Source organism: Allosphingosinicella sp. (genome assembly GCF_035626655.1).
Lineage (GTDB): Bacteria > Pseudomonadota > Alphaproteobacteria > Sphingomonadales > Sphingomonadaceae > Allosphingosinicella.
On the sequence record NZ_DASPNF010000001.1, the window covers coordinates 69,263 to 82,648 of the forward strand.

The 13,386-nt window shown below is 69.0% G+C and carries 13 protein-coding genes; 7 read left to right on the forward strand and 6 right to left on the reverse strand.

Annotation, left to right across the window (positions count from 1 at the left end; translation table 11 throughout):
• The first annotated feature begins 5 nt into the window (after positions 1-5).
• Positions 6-1,223, forward strand: coding sequence for an ATP-binding protein (locus VEC11_RS00415; protein ID WP_464128071.1), 1,218 nt, complete (start codon positions 6-8; stop codon positions 1,221-1,223).
• A gap of 238 nt (positions 1,224-1,461) precedes the next feature.
• Complete coding sequence (locus VEC11_RS00420) at positions 1,462-3,435, forward strand: AAA family ATPase (RefSeq protein WP_464128073.1); 1,974 nt, start codon at positions 1,462-1,464, stop codon at positions 3,433-3,435.
• Positions 3,436-3,529: 94 nt separating this feature from the next.
• Here the strand turns inward: VEC11_RS00420 and VEC11_RS00425 are convergent, their stop codons facing one another.
• Positions 3,530-4,318 carry an alpha/beta hydrolase gene (locus VEC11_RS00425; protein WP_464128076.1) on the reverse strand — a complete coding sequence of 263 codons (789 nt, stop codon included), beginning with the start codon at positions 4,316-4,318 and terminating at the stop codon, positions 3,530-3,532.
• 53 nt (positions 4,319-4,371) lie between these two features.
• On the opposite strand from VEC11_RS00425, the gene VEC11_RS00430 reads away from it, so the two are divergent.
• Complete coding sequence (locus VEC11_RS00430; protein WP_464128079.1) at positions 4,372-4,851, forward strand: MgtC/SapB family protein; 480 nt, start codon at positions 4,372-4,374, stop codon at positions 4,849-4,851.
• Here the strand turns inward: VEC11_RS00430 and VEC11_RS00435 are convergent.
• The 4 genes from VEC11_RS00435 to VEC11_RS00450 all read right to left on the reverse strand — a co-directional run bounded on the left by VEC11_RS00435 (position 4,835) and on the right by VEC11_RS00450 (position 9,408).
• Positions 4,835-5,113 (reverse strand): hypothetical protein, encoded by a 279-nt coding sequence (locus VEC11_RS00435; RefSeq protein ID WP_464128082.1) that lies wholly within the window; start codon positions 5,111-5,113, stop codon positions 4,835-4,837. The genes VEC11_RS00430 and VEC11_RS00435 overlap by 17 nt on opposite strands.
• 14 nt (positions 5,114-5,127) lie before the next feature.
• Positions 5,128-6,678 carry a DHA2 family efflux MFS transporter permease subunit gene (locus VEC11_RS00440; RefSeq protein WP_464128084.1) on the reverse strand — a complete coding sequence of 517 codons (1,551 nt, stop codon included), beginning with the start codon at positions 6,676-6,678 and terminating at the stop codon, positions 5,128-5,130.
• Positions 6,679-6,757: 79 nt separating this feature from the next.
• A complete protein-coding gene (locus VEC11_RS00445; RefSeq protein WP_464128086.1) occupies positions 6,758-7,933 on the reverse strand; it encodes an EmrA/EmrK family multidrug efflux transporter periplasmic adaptor subunit in 1,176 nt (391 codons plus the stop codon).
• 11 nt (positions 7,934-7,944) lie between these two features.
• On the reverse strand, positions 7,945-9,408 hold the full coding sequence (locus tag VEC11_RS00450; protein WP_464128089.1) for an efflux transporter outer membrane subunit: 1,464 nt from the start codon (positions 9,406-9,408) through the stop codon (positions 7,945-7,947).
• Positions 9,409-9,677: 269 nt separating this feature from the next.
• Here VEC11_RS00450 and VEC11_RS00455 point away from each other — a divergent pair, with 269 nt between their 5' ends.
• Genes VEC11_RS00455 through VEC11_RS00465 form a run of 3 tightly spaced genes read left to right on the forward strand, consistent with a single transcriptional unit; the run spans position 9,678 to position 11,233 of the window.
• Entirely contained in the window at positions 9,678-10,316 is a 639-nt protein-coding gene (locus VEC11_RS00455) for a TetR/AcrR family transcriptional regulator (RefSeq protein ID WP_464128090.1), read from the forward strand.
• Complete coding sequence (locus VEC11_RS00460) at positions 10,313-10,732, forward strand: RidA family protein (protein WP_464128092.1); 420 nt, start codon at positions 10,313-10,315, stop codon at positions 10,730-10,732. The genes VEC11_RS00455 and VEC11_RS00460 overlap by 4 nt, the downstream gene beginning before the upstream one ends.
• Positions 10,733-10,777: 45 nt before the next feature.
• The gene (locus VEC11_RS00465; RefSeq protein ID WP_464128093.1) at positions 10,778-11,233 is read left to right on the forward strand and encodes a hypothetical protein; all 456 of its coding nucleotides are present in this window, start codon (positions 10,778-10,780) and stop codon (positions 11,231-11,233) included.
• Here the strand turns inward: VEC11_RS00465 and VEC11_RS00470 are convergent.
• Positions 11,230-11,697, reverse strand: coding sequence for a DUF4440 domain-containing protein (locus VEC11_RS00470; protein WP_464128096.1), 468 nt, complete (start codon positions 11,695-11,697; stop codon positions 11,230-11,232). The genes VEC11_RS00465 and VEC11_RS00470 overlap by 4 nt on opposite strands.
• A 367-nt stretch (positions 11,698-12,064) precedes the next feature.
• Here VEC11_RS00470 and VEC11_RS00475 point away from each other — a divergent pair, with 367 nt between their 5' ends.
• Positions 12,065-13,309 carry a putative DNA modification/repair radical SAM protein gene (locus VEC11_RS00475; protein ID WP_464128098.1) on the forward strand — a complete coding sequence of 415 codons (1,245 nt, stop codon included), beginning with the start codon at positions 12,065-12,067 and terminating at the stop codon, positions 13,307-13,309.
• Positions 13,310-13,386 lie beyond the last annotated feature (77 nt).

The following is a 13,386-nucleotide window of genomic DNA, read 5'->3' on the forward strand; positions in this document are numbered from 1 at the left end:
ATGCCGTGATCGACCCGATTCGCGACGAGGCCGGCAACCTGATCGGCTTCGCCAAGATCACCCGCGACATCACCGAGCGCCGCGCCGCCCAGGAGCAGCTGGAGCAGGCGCGCGCCGAATTGTTCCAGGCGCAGAAGCTGCAGGCGCTCGGCGAGCTGACCGGCGGCATCGCCCACGATTTCAACAATCTGATGACCGTGATCCGCGGCTCCGCGGAACTGTTGCGCAACGCCGGCCTCTCCGAGACGAAGCGCAAGCGCTATCTGGACGCGATCATCGAAACCTCGGACCGCGCCACGACCCTGACCAGCCATCTGCTTGCCTTCGGCCGCCGGCAGCCGCTCAAGCCCGAGATCGTCGATCTCAACCTTCGGCTCGATGCTTTCGTCGACATGGTTTCACGGACGATCGGCTCGCAGATCGAGATCGCGCTGGATCCCTCGCCCCACCTCTGGCCGGTGGAGGTCGACGCGACCCAGCTGGAGACGGCTTTGCTCAATGCCGCGATCAACGCCCGCGACGCCATGCCGGGCGGCGGCCGGCTCACCATCGCGGCGCGCAACGTGCCTGGCGATGACGGCGCGGCGGACATGGTCTGCGTCAGCCTGGCCGACACCGGCGAGGGCATGTCGGAAGAGGTGCTGCAGCGCGTCTTCGATCCCTTCTTCACCACCAAGCCGGTCGGCAAGGGCACCGGCCTTGGCCTCTCCCAGATCCACGGCTTCGCCGCCCAGTCGGGCGGGCGGGCGGAGATCCAGTCCAGGGTCGGCGAAGGGACCACGTTGCGCCTGTTCCTGCCGCGCGCGGCGGGCGCGGTGGCCGAGGCCCGGCTCTGCCAGACGGGGCTGGAGAAAGGCGGCGGCGCCAGGGTGCTGCTGGTCGAGGACAATGACCAGGTCCGCGAGTTCGCCGAAAGCCTGCTCGCCGACCTCGACTATCGGGTGCTCAGCGCGCCGTCGGCGGATGCGGCGCTCGTGGCCCTTGCCGAGCATGATGTCGACCTGCTCTTCACCGACGTGATGATGCCCGGCATGAGCGGCATGGAGCTTGCCGAGCGGGCGCGGAACCTGAGGCCCGACCTGCCCGTCCTGCTTGCCAGCGGCTATAGCGAGGAAATGGCCGGCGGCACCGCCCGCGCCTTCGAGACGTTGGCCAAGCCCTATGGCGCCGCCACCCTGGGCGCCGCCCTCGCCGCCGCAAGGAAGCGGTCCAGCGAGGCTTGACGTGGCGCCGGGACGGGCGTAACCGCGCCCTCCCTTCGGCACACAGCCGAAACGACGGAGGATGAAGTGCACGATTCGAATCTGCGAATCGGCTGTTGTCCCGCCTTCGTCCGCCGCCCGGGCAAGCGCTAGCACGCGCCGCCGCCGGGGCTCGGACCCGGCGGGAATCACACAGCCAGACATGAAACCAAGCCAGGCCCGGAGTGCACCTCCGCGCGTGGCCGGAAGCAGGTGAGCCATGGGCGAGAAGCTTTTGGCGCAGCGGCTGATCAGGCTGCTGCGCGAGACTGAATCCAGGTCCGGCCGGATCGCGCGGGCGCTCGTCGAATGGGCGTTCGACGAACAGGACTGGCTGTGGCCCGGGGTGGAATTTCCGGAAGACGACGAGGGTCGGAAAGGTCTTTGGGACCGGCTGCCGGCGCTCGCCGACGCGATCGACACGCAAGAATCGCCGTCGGCCGTGCTGAGGGCGGTAGAGGTGCTGTCCGACCTGCTGGCCTTCGCGCCGTTCGACCGCGAGGTGCTGGGCGTCGCAACCGGCCTTTGCCATTTCCAGCATTTGTCTGCGCTCCGCAGCCGCTTCTACGGCTGCGGCGAGGATCTGCTGCGGATCGTCGGCCGGCTCGCGGGCGCCGAGGCCGGCGGGGCGGCGCGACGGGTCCGGCGCTCGGAACCGGTCACGCTCGGGCTGCTCTGTGCAGGGGGCAATGACGGCCATGGCAGCCGGGAGATCAGCATCGACTGGAATTTCAACCGCCTGCTCGATGCGGGTCTGACCGAGCCGGACGAGATGATCGAGATGCTGGTCGGCGCGCCGCAGCAGGCGTCGCTGACTGCAGCCGACTTCGCCGAGCAGGCGGCGCCGGTCGCCCTGCTCGTCCGGCTGCTGCGCGGCGCCCTCCGTCGCCGCGCTGCCGGCGTCAACGTGCTGATCTACGGTCCGCCGGGGACCGGCAAGACCGAGCTGGCGCGCGTGCTGGCGGCCGCCTGCGAGGCTCCGCTTTATGCGGTCGGGGAGCAGGACGAATATGGCGAGGAGCCGGATCGCAGCATTCGCATCGCCGCGCTGAAGCGCTCGCAGCGGCTGTTGCAGCAGCGCGGCGGGGCCGTGTTGCTGTTCGACGAGATGGAGGATTTGTTCCGCGATCCCGGCGGCCGCCGGCCGCCATCCAAGATCTTCATCAATCGGCTGCTCGAGGGCAATCAGGTGCCGACGATCTGGACCAGCAATGTGATCGACAGCGTCGATCCCGCCCATCTGCGGCGGATGAGCTATATCCTCAGGCTGGGCTATCCCGGCGCGAAGGCGCGGGCGCGGATCCTCGCGCGCGTCGCCGAGTCCGAAGGCGTTGCGCCGGAAGGCAGCGGGCTCGCCGGCGTGCTGCCGCAGGGTGCGGGCACGGCGGGTGTCGCCCGGGCGGCGCTGCGTGCGGCGGCTCTGGCCGATGGCGGCGCGGAAGAGGCGCGGGCGGTCGGCAACGCGCTGATCCTCGGCCTGCGGGGCGGCCGGGCGCTGCCGCCGGAGCCGAGCGGCGCGGTCGATTTCGATCTCTACGAAGCCGATCTGCCGGTCGGCCCGATGCTCGAACGGATCGCGGCGCCGGGCGCGCCCGAGGATTTGTCGCTGCTGCTCACCGGGCCGCCGGGAACGGGCAAGACCGCGCTCGCCGCGGCCCTTGCCGAACGGCTCGATCGGCCGCTGCTCGTGAAGCGGGCTTCGGACCTGCTGTCCAAATGGGTTGGCGGGACCGAGGCGCAGATCGCCGACGCCTTCGCCGAGGCGCGGGAGAAGGGCGCGCTCCTGCTCTTCGACGAGGCGGACTCGCTGCTTGCGGACCGGGCGGGGGCGGTGCGCAACTGGGAGATCAGCCAGGTGAACGAATTGCTCACCTGGATGGATTCCCATCCCTTGCCCTTCGTCGCGGCGACGAATTTCGCCCGGCGGCTCGATCCGGCGGCGCTCCGGCGCTTCGTCTTCAAGATCGAGCTGATGGCGCTGTCGCCGCCGCTGGCGGCGCGGGCCTGGGCGCGGTTCTTCGGCGGCGAGGCGCCGGTCGGGCTGGCGCGGGTCGCGGGGCTGACGCCCGGCGACTTCGCGGTCGTCGCGCGCCAACTGCGCTATCGGGCCGAAGCTTCGGCGGCGGAGATTCTCGACCTGCTCGAGGCGGAGGTGCGGGTGAAGCCGGAACAGTCGGCGCCGATCGGCTTCTGATCGGCGGGAAGGACCGTCATTGCGAGCCCTGAAAGGGCGCGGCAATCCAGCTGGATTGCTTCGCTTCGCTCGCAATGACAGTTCTTTTTCCCTGTCAGAGGCCGTGCTTCGCCAGGAAGGCGGCGATGTCGCGGAGCACCGGGGCGTGGCCGCGGAACGGGCGGGCGATCGCCTTGACGGGACCGGTATGGGTGATGCCCGGATAGAGGATCAGCTCGGCCTCGCCCCCCGCCGCGCGCAGCCGCTCCGCCAGCGCTTGCGAATGGCGCGGATAGACCGTGGTGTCGGCATCCCCGGTGGCGAGCAGCAAGGGCGGCGCGTCCGCGCGGACATGATTGACCGGCTGCGTCGCCGGCAGGTCCGCGACATGGCCGAAGGTGCGCCGCGTCACCGGAGAATCGAAGGGCAGGAAATCATAGGGGCCGGCGAGGCCGATCCCGGCCTTGACCATATCGACAGCTCCCCAGCGCGGATCGAGCGCGAGGGTGATCGCGATATAGGCCCCGGCGCTATGCCCCGCGACCGCGATCCGGTCCGGATCGCCGCCATAATCCCGCACATGGCTGCGCACCCAGGCCAGCGCCGCGGCGGCATCCGCCATGAAGGCGGGATAGGGTTGCTCGTGGATGTGGTGATAATCGGGCAGGACCGTCACATAGCCAAGCTCGGCGAAGGCGCGCCCGGCGAACGCATAATCATGCTTGTCCCCGGAATCCCAATTGCCGCCATAGAAGAAGACCAGCACCGGCCGGTCTGCCGCGGCGCGCTTCGGCGCATAGATGTCCAGCCGACGTCGCGCTTCCGGGCCGTAGGGCAGGTCTCGTACCAGCCGCCGCGTGTTGCGCCGCGCGAGCCGTGCGTCGACGAAATTCAGCGCTCGCAACAAAAATGACATAAAGCTGCATCCAAATCGGGTCGTTTCGGGTTCAGTGCTCCATGCAGGAACTGTTCGGAACCGACAAATTCGACATTCTGCCGCACGCGATCGCGCTGCTCGCCGCCTATCTGCTGGCTATCCCGATTGGCTGGAATCGCGAGAAGGAGGAGAGGAGCGCGGGGCTTCGCACCTTCCCCCTGGTCGCCATTGCAAGTTGCGGCTTCATCGAGGCCGCCCAGACCATGGCGGCAGGCCATGCCGAAGCGCTCGCCCGGATTAACGAGGGGGTGATCGTCGGCATGGGCTTCATCGGCGGCGGCGCCATCCTGCGGCTGAAGGACAGCGTACAGGGGACCGCCACCGCGGCGAGCATCTGGGTCACGGGCGCGATCGGCGTCTCCTGCGGTCTCGCCGCCTTCGACGTCGCCCTGGTCCTCGCCGTCGTTGCCTTCCTCACGCTGAGGATCATGCAGCCGCTGAAGAAGGCCGCGGGCATCGACGACGAGGGTCCGGAGGGCGAGATCAAAACGGAATCGTGATCCGGTTCAGCGGCGCGCGCTCGCGCGGGGCGTAGCGCCGCTCGAGCTCCGGATCCGGCCCCAGCATGAAGGGGCGCGGCGCCTCGAGCGGCTCGGCCTCGACGACCACCGTCGCTTCCTCGACCGGCTCATAGGGGCCGCCCTTGCCTTCTTCAGACGCGGGCCGTGGGCTTTCCTCCCCGGCCGGCGCTGCCGGCGGCGGGGGAAGGTTCGGGGCGCCCGCGAGCACGGCGGCGGCGAGCAGGAATGTGGGGGCAAGCATTGTCATACTCCTTTCTAGTGGGCGTGGGAAAGATCGACCCCGGCGCGCGGCCGCGGGGCGAGCCAGATGGTGAAGGCGGCGATGACGAAGCCGATCGCGCAGAGCGTCATCAGCTGGTTGGTGCCCATCATCACGGCCTGGGACTGGACCTGGCTGGTGAGCATCTGCACGGCCTGGTCGTGGGTCAGCCCGGACTGCTGCATCGCCGTCATGGTCTGCTCGGCATTATTCAGCTGCCCGGCCAGCTCCGCCTGGTTGGCGGTCGCGTTATTCTCCCAGATCGTGTTGACCAAAGAAGTGGCGATGGCGCCGGCCATGGTGCGGATGAAGTTGAGCTGGCCGGAGGCGGAGGCGGTTTCCTCGGGATTGACGCTGCCGATCCCCACCATGTTCAGCGGCAGGAAGAACAGGGGCACGCCGATGCCGATGATGAAGGCCCAGAAGCCGATCTGCCAGAAGTCCATCTGGCTGGTGGCGCCGGCCCGCATCCAGGTGACCCAGGCCAGCCACATCACGCCGGCGAAGACCAGCATGCGCGGGTCGAACCTGCCCGACAATTTCGCGGCGATCGGGGCGCCGACCACAGCCAGCACGCCGGTGAAGCCCGCAATGTAGCCGGCCCAGGTGGCGGTATAGCCCATGTTGGACTGCAGCCACTGCGGCACCAGCACGTTCACCGCCTGGAAGGCCGCGAAGGCGAGCGGTAGCGTCAGGCAGGCCGCCGCGAAGCCGCGATGGCGGAACACCTTGAGGTCGACGATCGGGTTCTTCTCGGTCAGCTCCCAGATCATGAAGGCGATGAAGCCGAGCACGGCGGTGATCCCGAGGCCGGTGATCATCGGCGATTCGAACCAGTCATGCTCCTTGCCGAGGTCGAGCATCAGCTGCATCGCGCCCACCCAGAGGACGAGCAGCCCCAGGCCGACGCCGTCGACCCGGCTGCGCACGGTCTCGGTCTCGTGCTTGCGCAACGCCGCGATCAGCAGCGGGATGGAGATGAGCGCGATCGGCACGTTGACCCAGAAGATCGAGGCCCAGCCGAAATTGTCGCAGAGGAAGCCGCCGAGGACCGGGCCGAAGATCGGCGCGGTCAGCGTCGTCATCGCCCACAGGCCCATCGCCGCGCCCTGCTTCTCCTTCGGAAAGATCAGCATCAGCAGCGTCTGGGACAAAGGCAGCATCGGGCCGCCGCACAGACCCTGCAGCACGCGGAAGAGGACGAGCATGTCGAGGCTCGAGGAGAGCCCGCACATCGCCGAGAAGAAGGTGAAGCCTATCATGGCGGTGATGAACACCTTCACCGCCCCGAAGCGGCTGGAGAGCCAGCCGGTCAGCGGCACCATGATCGCCTCGGCGACGGCGTAGGAGGTGATCACCCACGTTCCCTGGCTCGGCGAGGCGCCGAGATTGCCGGCGATCGTCGGGACGGAGACGTTGGCGATGGTGACGTCCAGCACCGCCAGGAAGTTGGCCATGGCAAGGAGGATTCCGATCCCCCAGAGCGACATGCCGGCGCGGGGGGCAGCGAGGGGGAGGGCACTGGCGCCCGCACTGGTGGCAGTCATGATGGCTTTCCTTCCTGGCGGTGGGCCGGAGCGGTCGAGGAGGCGCCCGCTCCGGATCCCGGTATTTTCGTGGTTGGGTTCAGCCTTGGGTGTCGATGGTTGCGGTCATCGACAGCCCGACGCGGAGCGGATGGCGGCGGAGTTCGGCCGGATCGAGGCGGATGCGCACGGGGACCCGCTGCACGACCTTGATCCAGTTGCCCGTCGCATTCTGCGCGGGGATCAGGGCGAAGGCGGAGCCGGTGCCGCCGCCGAGCCCGGCGACGCGGCCGTGGAAGACCACGTCCTCGCCGTAGAGATCGGCGTGGAGCTCGACCGGCTGGCCGACGCGCACCTCTGCCAGCTCGCCTTCCTTGAAGTTGGCGTCGACATAGGCGTCCTGCACCGGGACCACGCTCATCAGGGTGGCGCCCGGCTGCACGCGCTGGCCGACCTGGACCTGGCGGCGGGCGACGATGCCGGAGACGGGCGCGCGGATCACCGTGCGCTCGAGGTCCAGGCGGGCGCGGTCCAGCCGGGCGCGGGCAGCCGCGACCTCCGGATTGCCGTCCACGCCGGCGCCGGCGATCATCGCCTGGTTTGCGTCGCGCTGGCCGGCAGCGGCGGAGGTCGCCGCCGCGGCCTGGCTCTGCGCGGCGCGTGCCGCGGCGAGCCCGGCCCGGGCCTGCTCATAGGCCGAACGGGTGGAGGAGATCTCCTCGCCCGAGACCGCGCCGCTGGTCGCGAGCTCGGTCCGGCGAGCATAGTCGATCCGGGCGCGCTCGGCGGCCGAGGCGGCGGCCGCGACCTCGGCCGCGGCGCGGCTGGTCTCGGCGCTCCGCATCGCGATCTGCGCGCTGAGCTGGCGGCTCGTGGCCTGGTAGCCGACGACCCGGCGGCGGGCCTGGTCGTAGGCGGCCTCGGCCTCGGCGACGGCGAGACGCGCGTCGGTCTGGTCGAGGATCACCAGCGGCTGGCCGGCGCGCACTTCCTGCGCGTCGCTGACCAGCACCTGGGCGACGCTGCCGGTGACGAGCGGGGTGATCGAGGCCGTATCGGCGCCGACATAGGCATTGTCGGTCTCGATCCGGCCCGAGCCGTGGAGCAGGCCGAAGCCCACCCAGGCGAGGCCCAGCTTGGCGACGAGCAAGGCGAAGACGATGAAGGCGCGCTTGCGCTTCTTCTTCCTCGCGGCGTCCGCCTCGGCATTCTCAGCTTCGAGGGCGGCATCGACATCGACAATGTCGAATTCTTCCTTGGAGACGGGTTTTGTCATGATGAAATTCCTTAGGCGCGGGGGGTGTGACGGAAGCCGCCGCCGAGGGCGCGGACGAGCGCGACGTCGAGGCTGAAGGCGCTGGCCTCCAGCTCCGCGACGGCGCGGCGGCTGGTGTTGAGCGCATCCTCCGCGCTCAGGAGGTCGAGATAGGTGGCGAGGCCGCCGCGATATCTCGCTTCGATCATGCGGAAGGCCGTGTCCGACGCGCTGAGCGCGGCGCGGCTTTCGCGCAGGCGAATGGCAAGCGCGCGCTGGCTTGCGGCCACGTCGGCCACGTCCTTCAGCGCGTTGACCAGGGTCTGGTTATAATTGGCGACCGCCGCGTCATAATCGGCGCGGGTGCCGCGATAATTGCCCTCGATCCGCCCGCCCGAGAAGATCGGGAGGGAGATGGCCGGGCCGACCGAGCCGTAGCTGGAGCCGGCGGAGAGCAGATTGCCGATGCCGAGCGCCTGCAGGCCGATCAGCGCGCTGATCCGGATGTTCGGATAGAATTCCGCGCGCGCCGCATCGATGCGGGCGCCCTGCCCTTCGGCCCTCAGCCGCGCGGCGACGATGTCCGGCCGGCGGCCGACGATGCCGATGCCGAGATCGCCGGGCAGGCCGAAGGCGTCGAGCCTGGCCGTCGTCGGCAGGGCGATCGCCTGACCACGCGCCGGTCCCTCGCCAATCAAGGCGGCGATCCGGTTGCGGGTCAAGTCGATCTGTTCGTCGATCGCGGCGAGTTCGGAAGCGGCCGTGGCGCGGCCGGATTCGGCCCGCATCACCGCGGCCTGATTCTCCAGGCCCTGGGCCTGGCGGGCCTGCATCAGCCGCAGCGTCTCGCCGCGGATGCGCAGATAGGCGTCGGCCGTGGCCCGCACCGCCGCCAGCCGGGCGAGGTCGCCATAGGCCGCGGCGATGCCGGTGGACAAGGTGAGCCGGGCCTGCGCCGCCTCGGCGCGGGCCGCCTCGGTGTCCGAGAGCGCGGCGCGCAGGGTAGCGCGGTTCCGGCCCCAGAGATCGAGGTCCCAGCTGAGGCTCAGCGAGACATTGGCATTGTCGCTCCAGCGGTGCGGGAGCTCTATGCCGCTCGGCAGATCCACATCGATGGCGCCGGTGCTCTGCTGCATCGCGCCGGCCGAGGCATTGGCACTGACCTCCGGGCGCAGGCGCGAGCCGGCCTGTTGGGCGACGGCCTCGGCCCGGCGCACGCGCGCCGCCGCCTCGTCCATCGTCGGCGAGCTCGCCAGCGCCGCCTCGATCAGGCCGCTAAGCTGGGTGTGGCCATAATTCTTCCACCATTCGGCGTCGGGCCAGCCGGCCTCGGGCGCCGCCACCGGGGCTGCGGGGATGCTCGTGTCGAGCGTCGCCGGCGCCCGCATTTGCGGGCGCTCGCCGAGATTCGGCACGGACAGGCAGGCCGCGCTGCTGAGCAGCACGGGGATGAGCAAGAGCGCGCGGCAGCGCCGCGTGGCCGCGAGGGTGGCCATCGTTGAATCTCCCTGAATCAGTGTGCGTGTTAACGTCTAAACTGTACGGTACGGTTTAGTTGTGATTCGTTCCGCTGTCAACACATAACCGTACAGTACAGTACAGCATTGGACTATTTGGATTTTTCGGCCGGCACAGTCCCGAGCCGATTGGCACAGCCCGCCAATCACCCGAGAATCGATTCGCCAGGTGGTCCGGGGGAGGGGGGTTGCATATTGATAACCGTACTGCCATGTACGGTATTAATCGATGAAGGAGCGAAGCCGAAATGCGTGTGCGTACCGAGGACAAGAGGCGCGAGATCGTCGAGATTGCCGCCCAGACCTTCGAGGAGCTGGGCTACGACCGCGCCTCCATGTCGCTCATTTCCCAGCGTGTCGGCGGCTCGAAGGCGACGCTCTACGGCTATTTCAGGTCCAAGGAGGATTTGCTGCTCGCCGTGCTCGATTATGATGTCGGGGACGAGGCCGAGCGGCTGATGCGCCAGTTCCTGTCGCAGACGAACCTGCGGGACGGGCTGATTTGGCTGGGCGACGCCTATCTCCGCCGCCGGCTGGCGCCGCGGCCGATCGCCAATGTCCGCATGGTCTCCACGCAGCCGGAGAATTCCGGCATCGGCAAGACCTTCTACGACAATGTCCTCTACCCGGCCTGGCAGCGGCTGGCGAACCGCTTCGAGATGCTGATGGACGAAGGCGAGCTGATCCGCGCCGATCCCTGGGTCGCCGCGATGCACTGGAAGGGCCTGTGCGAGTGGGACCTGTTCGATCAGCGCCTGCTCGGCGCGATCACCGAGGTGGGGCCGGAGCAGGCCCACGAGATCTCGACGCTCGCCGCCGACGCCTTCCTGAAGATCTACGGCACCGGGCAGAACGGAAAGAAGCCCGCCAGGGCCGGGAAGAAATGAGCCATCCCGAACCCGTCGGCTTCTACGAGCCCTTCGTCCGTACCGGCCAGCTGGTCGCGCTGTCCGCGATCAGCACGGCGAAGGACGGTGCGCTGGTCACCGGCAAGGTCGGCCGCGACCATGATCTGGAAGCCGGGCAGGCGGCCGCGCGCCGCGCGGCGGAGAATCTGCTCTCGGTGCTGCTCGACGCGGCCGGCGGCGACTTCGCCAATGTCGAGCGGCTGCTGCTGGTGCGCGGCTATGTGAATGCCGCGGAGGATTTCGGCCAGGTCCACAAGGTGATCGACGCGGCCTCGGCCCTGCTCCACGAGCGGCTCGGCGAGAAAGGAAGGCACGCCCGCACCGCCCTCGGCCTCGCGACCTTGCCCAACAACAATGCGGTGACGCTCGAGGCGATCGCGGTGCTGAAGGATTAGCGGCCAGTCTGGACGTTGCCCGCGGTCGGGCCTAGCCTCGCGCCCATGAGCCTCGCCGCCGCCCTCGTCGCCTTCGCCCTGCAGGCCGCGGCCGGGGCGCCCTGTACGGCCGAGGATGTGCGCACCGCGTCCATCCCGCCAGAAATCGCCTGGATGCGTGCCACCGTCGAGCAGAACGTGCCGGCCGAACAAAGGCGCTGGTTCACCGCGGCGCTCGGGGCGGACCTGTCCGCGCTCGCCGCGCCCGGTTCCGGCTTCGTCGCGCTGCCGCTCTCGCCCTTCGACTATGCCTTCTTCGCGATCACGGGCGACCGGATGAAGCTCCATCTGTGCCGCGGCACCGCCTGCCAGATCGGCTATGACGGCCCGAAGCGCGAGATCGCCTGGGCGAGCACCTATACCCAGAACATGCCCGACCTCGTCTTCGACCGGACCGAGGTCCAGGTCTTCGACCGCGGCCGTTACCGCCGCGTCTGCCGCGTGACCTTCGAGACTCCCTAGCTCGCTGGCCGCGGCGGCCGGGTCGACTCGTCCTCCAGCCGGATGCGGAGCACGCCGTCCTGGCGGCGGAGCAGGGCCGTGTAGGAATAGACGAGTGGCTCCGCGCCCTCGCGCGGGGTCCAGGCGAACTGGCCGGCGATCACGACGGCGTCGGCCCCCACCGGCTCGTAGGAGAGGTCGCGCCACTCGAAGCGATGCGGCGGCTGCCAGTCGGCGCTCGCATAAATGGCCTGGATCCGCGCATGGGACTCGAACGACTTGCGGCCATTGCCGAGATGGAAGGCCCCGGTCCGGTCGTAGCGCCCGGCAATGCCGGCGCGGTCACCGGCGCGCAGGGCGTCGGCATAAGCGGACATGAACGCCCGGGCCTCAGCGACGACCGGCGCCTCCGCGGGCGCGGCCGGCTGCGCCGCCAGTGGCGCGGCGAAGGCCAGGAAGGCGAAGAGAGCGGCGATCAGGCGCATGGCAGGTTCCCTTTTCGGCGGAGCGTATCATCCTCCATCGTTACCCTGAACTTGTTTCAGGTCCAGCGTGGAGCTGCCCCGCACGCTTGTGCTCCGGCGAAGGCCGGAGCGTTGCGAGCCCGCAGCACGTCCCTTCAACGGTCCGGCCTTCAGCCTTCGGCTGAAGTTTATCCTGAGCGCCTGCCATGCAGGCAGTCGAAGGCCGGACCACGAATAAATGAAGAAGCCCTCCAACGACCCAAGGGGGGTGGGGCGGCTGGAGGGCTCCTGGTTGCGCCCCGGTGCGTCTCTTTCAATCGGCGACCGGTCCGGCGTGCGGCTGATCTATGTTCTTGTTGGGCACATGTCAAGAACATATATGGAACAAATGCCCGTGCTCGATGTCCAGCAGAAGCTCGCGATCCTCGCCGATGCGGCCAAATATGACGCGTCCTGCGCCTCGTCCGGCTCGAACAGGCGGGACAGCCTGGGCGGCAAGGGGATCGGCTCGACCGCGCCCGGCATGGGCATCTGCCACGCTTATGCGCCGGACGGGCGCTGCATCTCTTTGCTCAAGATCCTGCTGACCAACTCGTGCATCTTCGACTGCCATTATTGCATCAACCGCAAGAGCTCGAACGTCCGCCGCGCCCGCTTCACCGCCGACGAGGTGGTGCAGCTGACGCTCGCTTTCTACCGGCGCAATTATATCGAGGGCCTGTTCCTCTCCTCGGGCATCATCCGCTCCTCCAGCTACACGATGGAGCAGATCGTCGAGGTCGCGCGCAGCCTGCGCGAGGATCATGACTTTCGTGGCTATATCCACCTCAAGACCATCCCGGACGCGGACCCGGCGCTGATCCACGAGGCCGGCCGCCACGCCGACCGGGTCTCGATCAATGTCGAGCTGCCGACCAAAGCCGGCCTCGCCCGGCTCGCGCCCGAAAAGGATGCCGGGCGGATCGAGGGGGCGATGCAGGCGCTGAAGGCCGACATTGCCGACGGCGCGGACGCGAAGGCGCGCTACAAATCGGCGCCGAATTTCGCCCCGGCGGGCCAGTCGACCCAGATGATCGTCGGCGCAGACGCGGCCACCGACGCTGCCATCGTCTCCCGCGCCGCCACGCTCTACGACCGCTTCCGCCTGCGCCGCGTCTATTATTCCGCCTTCTCGCCGATCCCGGACGCGAGCGCGGTGCTGCCGCTCGTCCGCCCGCCCCTTATGCGCGAGCACCGGCTCTATCAGGCGGACTGGATGATGCGCTTCTACGGCTTCTCCGCGCGCGAGGTGGCGGGCGCCGCGGAGGTGGGCGGCAATCTGCCGCTCGACATCGACCCGAAGCTCGCCTGGGCGCTGAAGCATCGCGACATCTTCCCGCTGGACGTGAACCGGGCATCGCGCGCGGACCTGCTGCGGGTTCCGGGCCTCGGCACCAGGGCGGTGGACCGCATCCTCGCCGCCCGACTCCACCGCCGCCTGCGGCTCGACGATGTCGCCAGGCTCACCCATTCGATCGCGAAGCTGCGGCCCTTCCTCGTCGCGGCCGACTGGCGGCCCGTCAAACTCGCCGACGCGATCCTGCCGCGCCCGCGCGAGGCGGCCGAACAGCTCGAGCTTTTCGGGAAAGGCTGACGCACAGATGGCAAGTGTAAGCTTTGTAAGCTTCGTTGGAGAGGAAACCGGGTCGGGGGCTCGCCGGTTGAGGAGGT

Bases quoted from the DNA above. Each gene is read 5' to 3' on its own strand.
- VEC11_RS00420 (WP_464128073.1), top strand. From the start codon at position 1,462: ATGGGCGAGAAGCTTTTGGCGCAGCGGCTGATCAGGCTGCTGCGCGAG.
- VEC11_RS00430 (WP_464128079.1), top strand. From the start codon at position 4,372: ATGCAGGAACTGTTCGGAACCGACAAATTCGACATTCTGCCGCACGCG.
- VEC11_RS00435 (WP_464128082.1), bottom strand. From the start codon at position 5,113: ATGCTTGCCCCCACATTCCTGCTCGCCGCCGCCGTGCTCGCGGGCGCC.
- VEC11_RS00440 (WP_464128084.1), bottom strand. From the start codon at position 6,678: ATGACTGCCACCAGTGCGGGCGCCAGTGCCCTCCCCCTCGCTGCCCCC.
- VEC11_RS00445 (WP_464128086.1), bottom strand. From the start codon at position 7,933: ATGACAAAACCCGTCTCCAAGGAAGAATTCGACATTGTCGATGTCGAT.
- VEC11_RS00450 (WP_464128089.1), bottom strand. From the start codon at position 9,408: ATGGCCACCCTCGCGGCCACGCGGCGCTGCCGCGCGCTCTTGCTCATC.
- VEC11_RS00455 (WP_464128090.1), top strand. From the start codon at position 9,678: ATGCGTGTGCGTACCGAGGACAAGAGGCGCGAGATCGTCGAGATTGCC.
- VEC11_RS00460 (WP_464128092.1), top strand. From the start codon at position 10,313: ATGAGCCATCCCGAACCCGTCGGCTTCTACGAGCCCTTCGTCCGTACC.
- VEC11_RS00465 (WP_464128093.1), top strand. From the start codon at position 10,778: ATGAGCCTCGCCGCCGCCCTCGTCGCCTTCGCCCTGCAGGCCGCGGCC.
- VEC11_RS00470 (WP_464128096.1), bottom strand. From the start codon at position 11,697: ATGCGCCTGATCGCCGCTCTCTTCGCCTTCCTGGCCTTCGCCGCGCCA.
- VEC11_RS00475 (WP_464128098.1), top strand. From the start codon at position 12,065: ATGCCCGTGCTCGATGTCCAGCAGAAGCTCGCGATCCTCGCCGATGCG.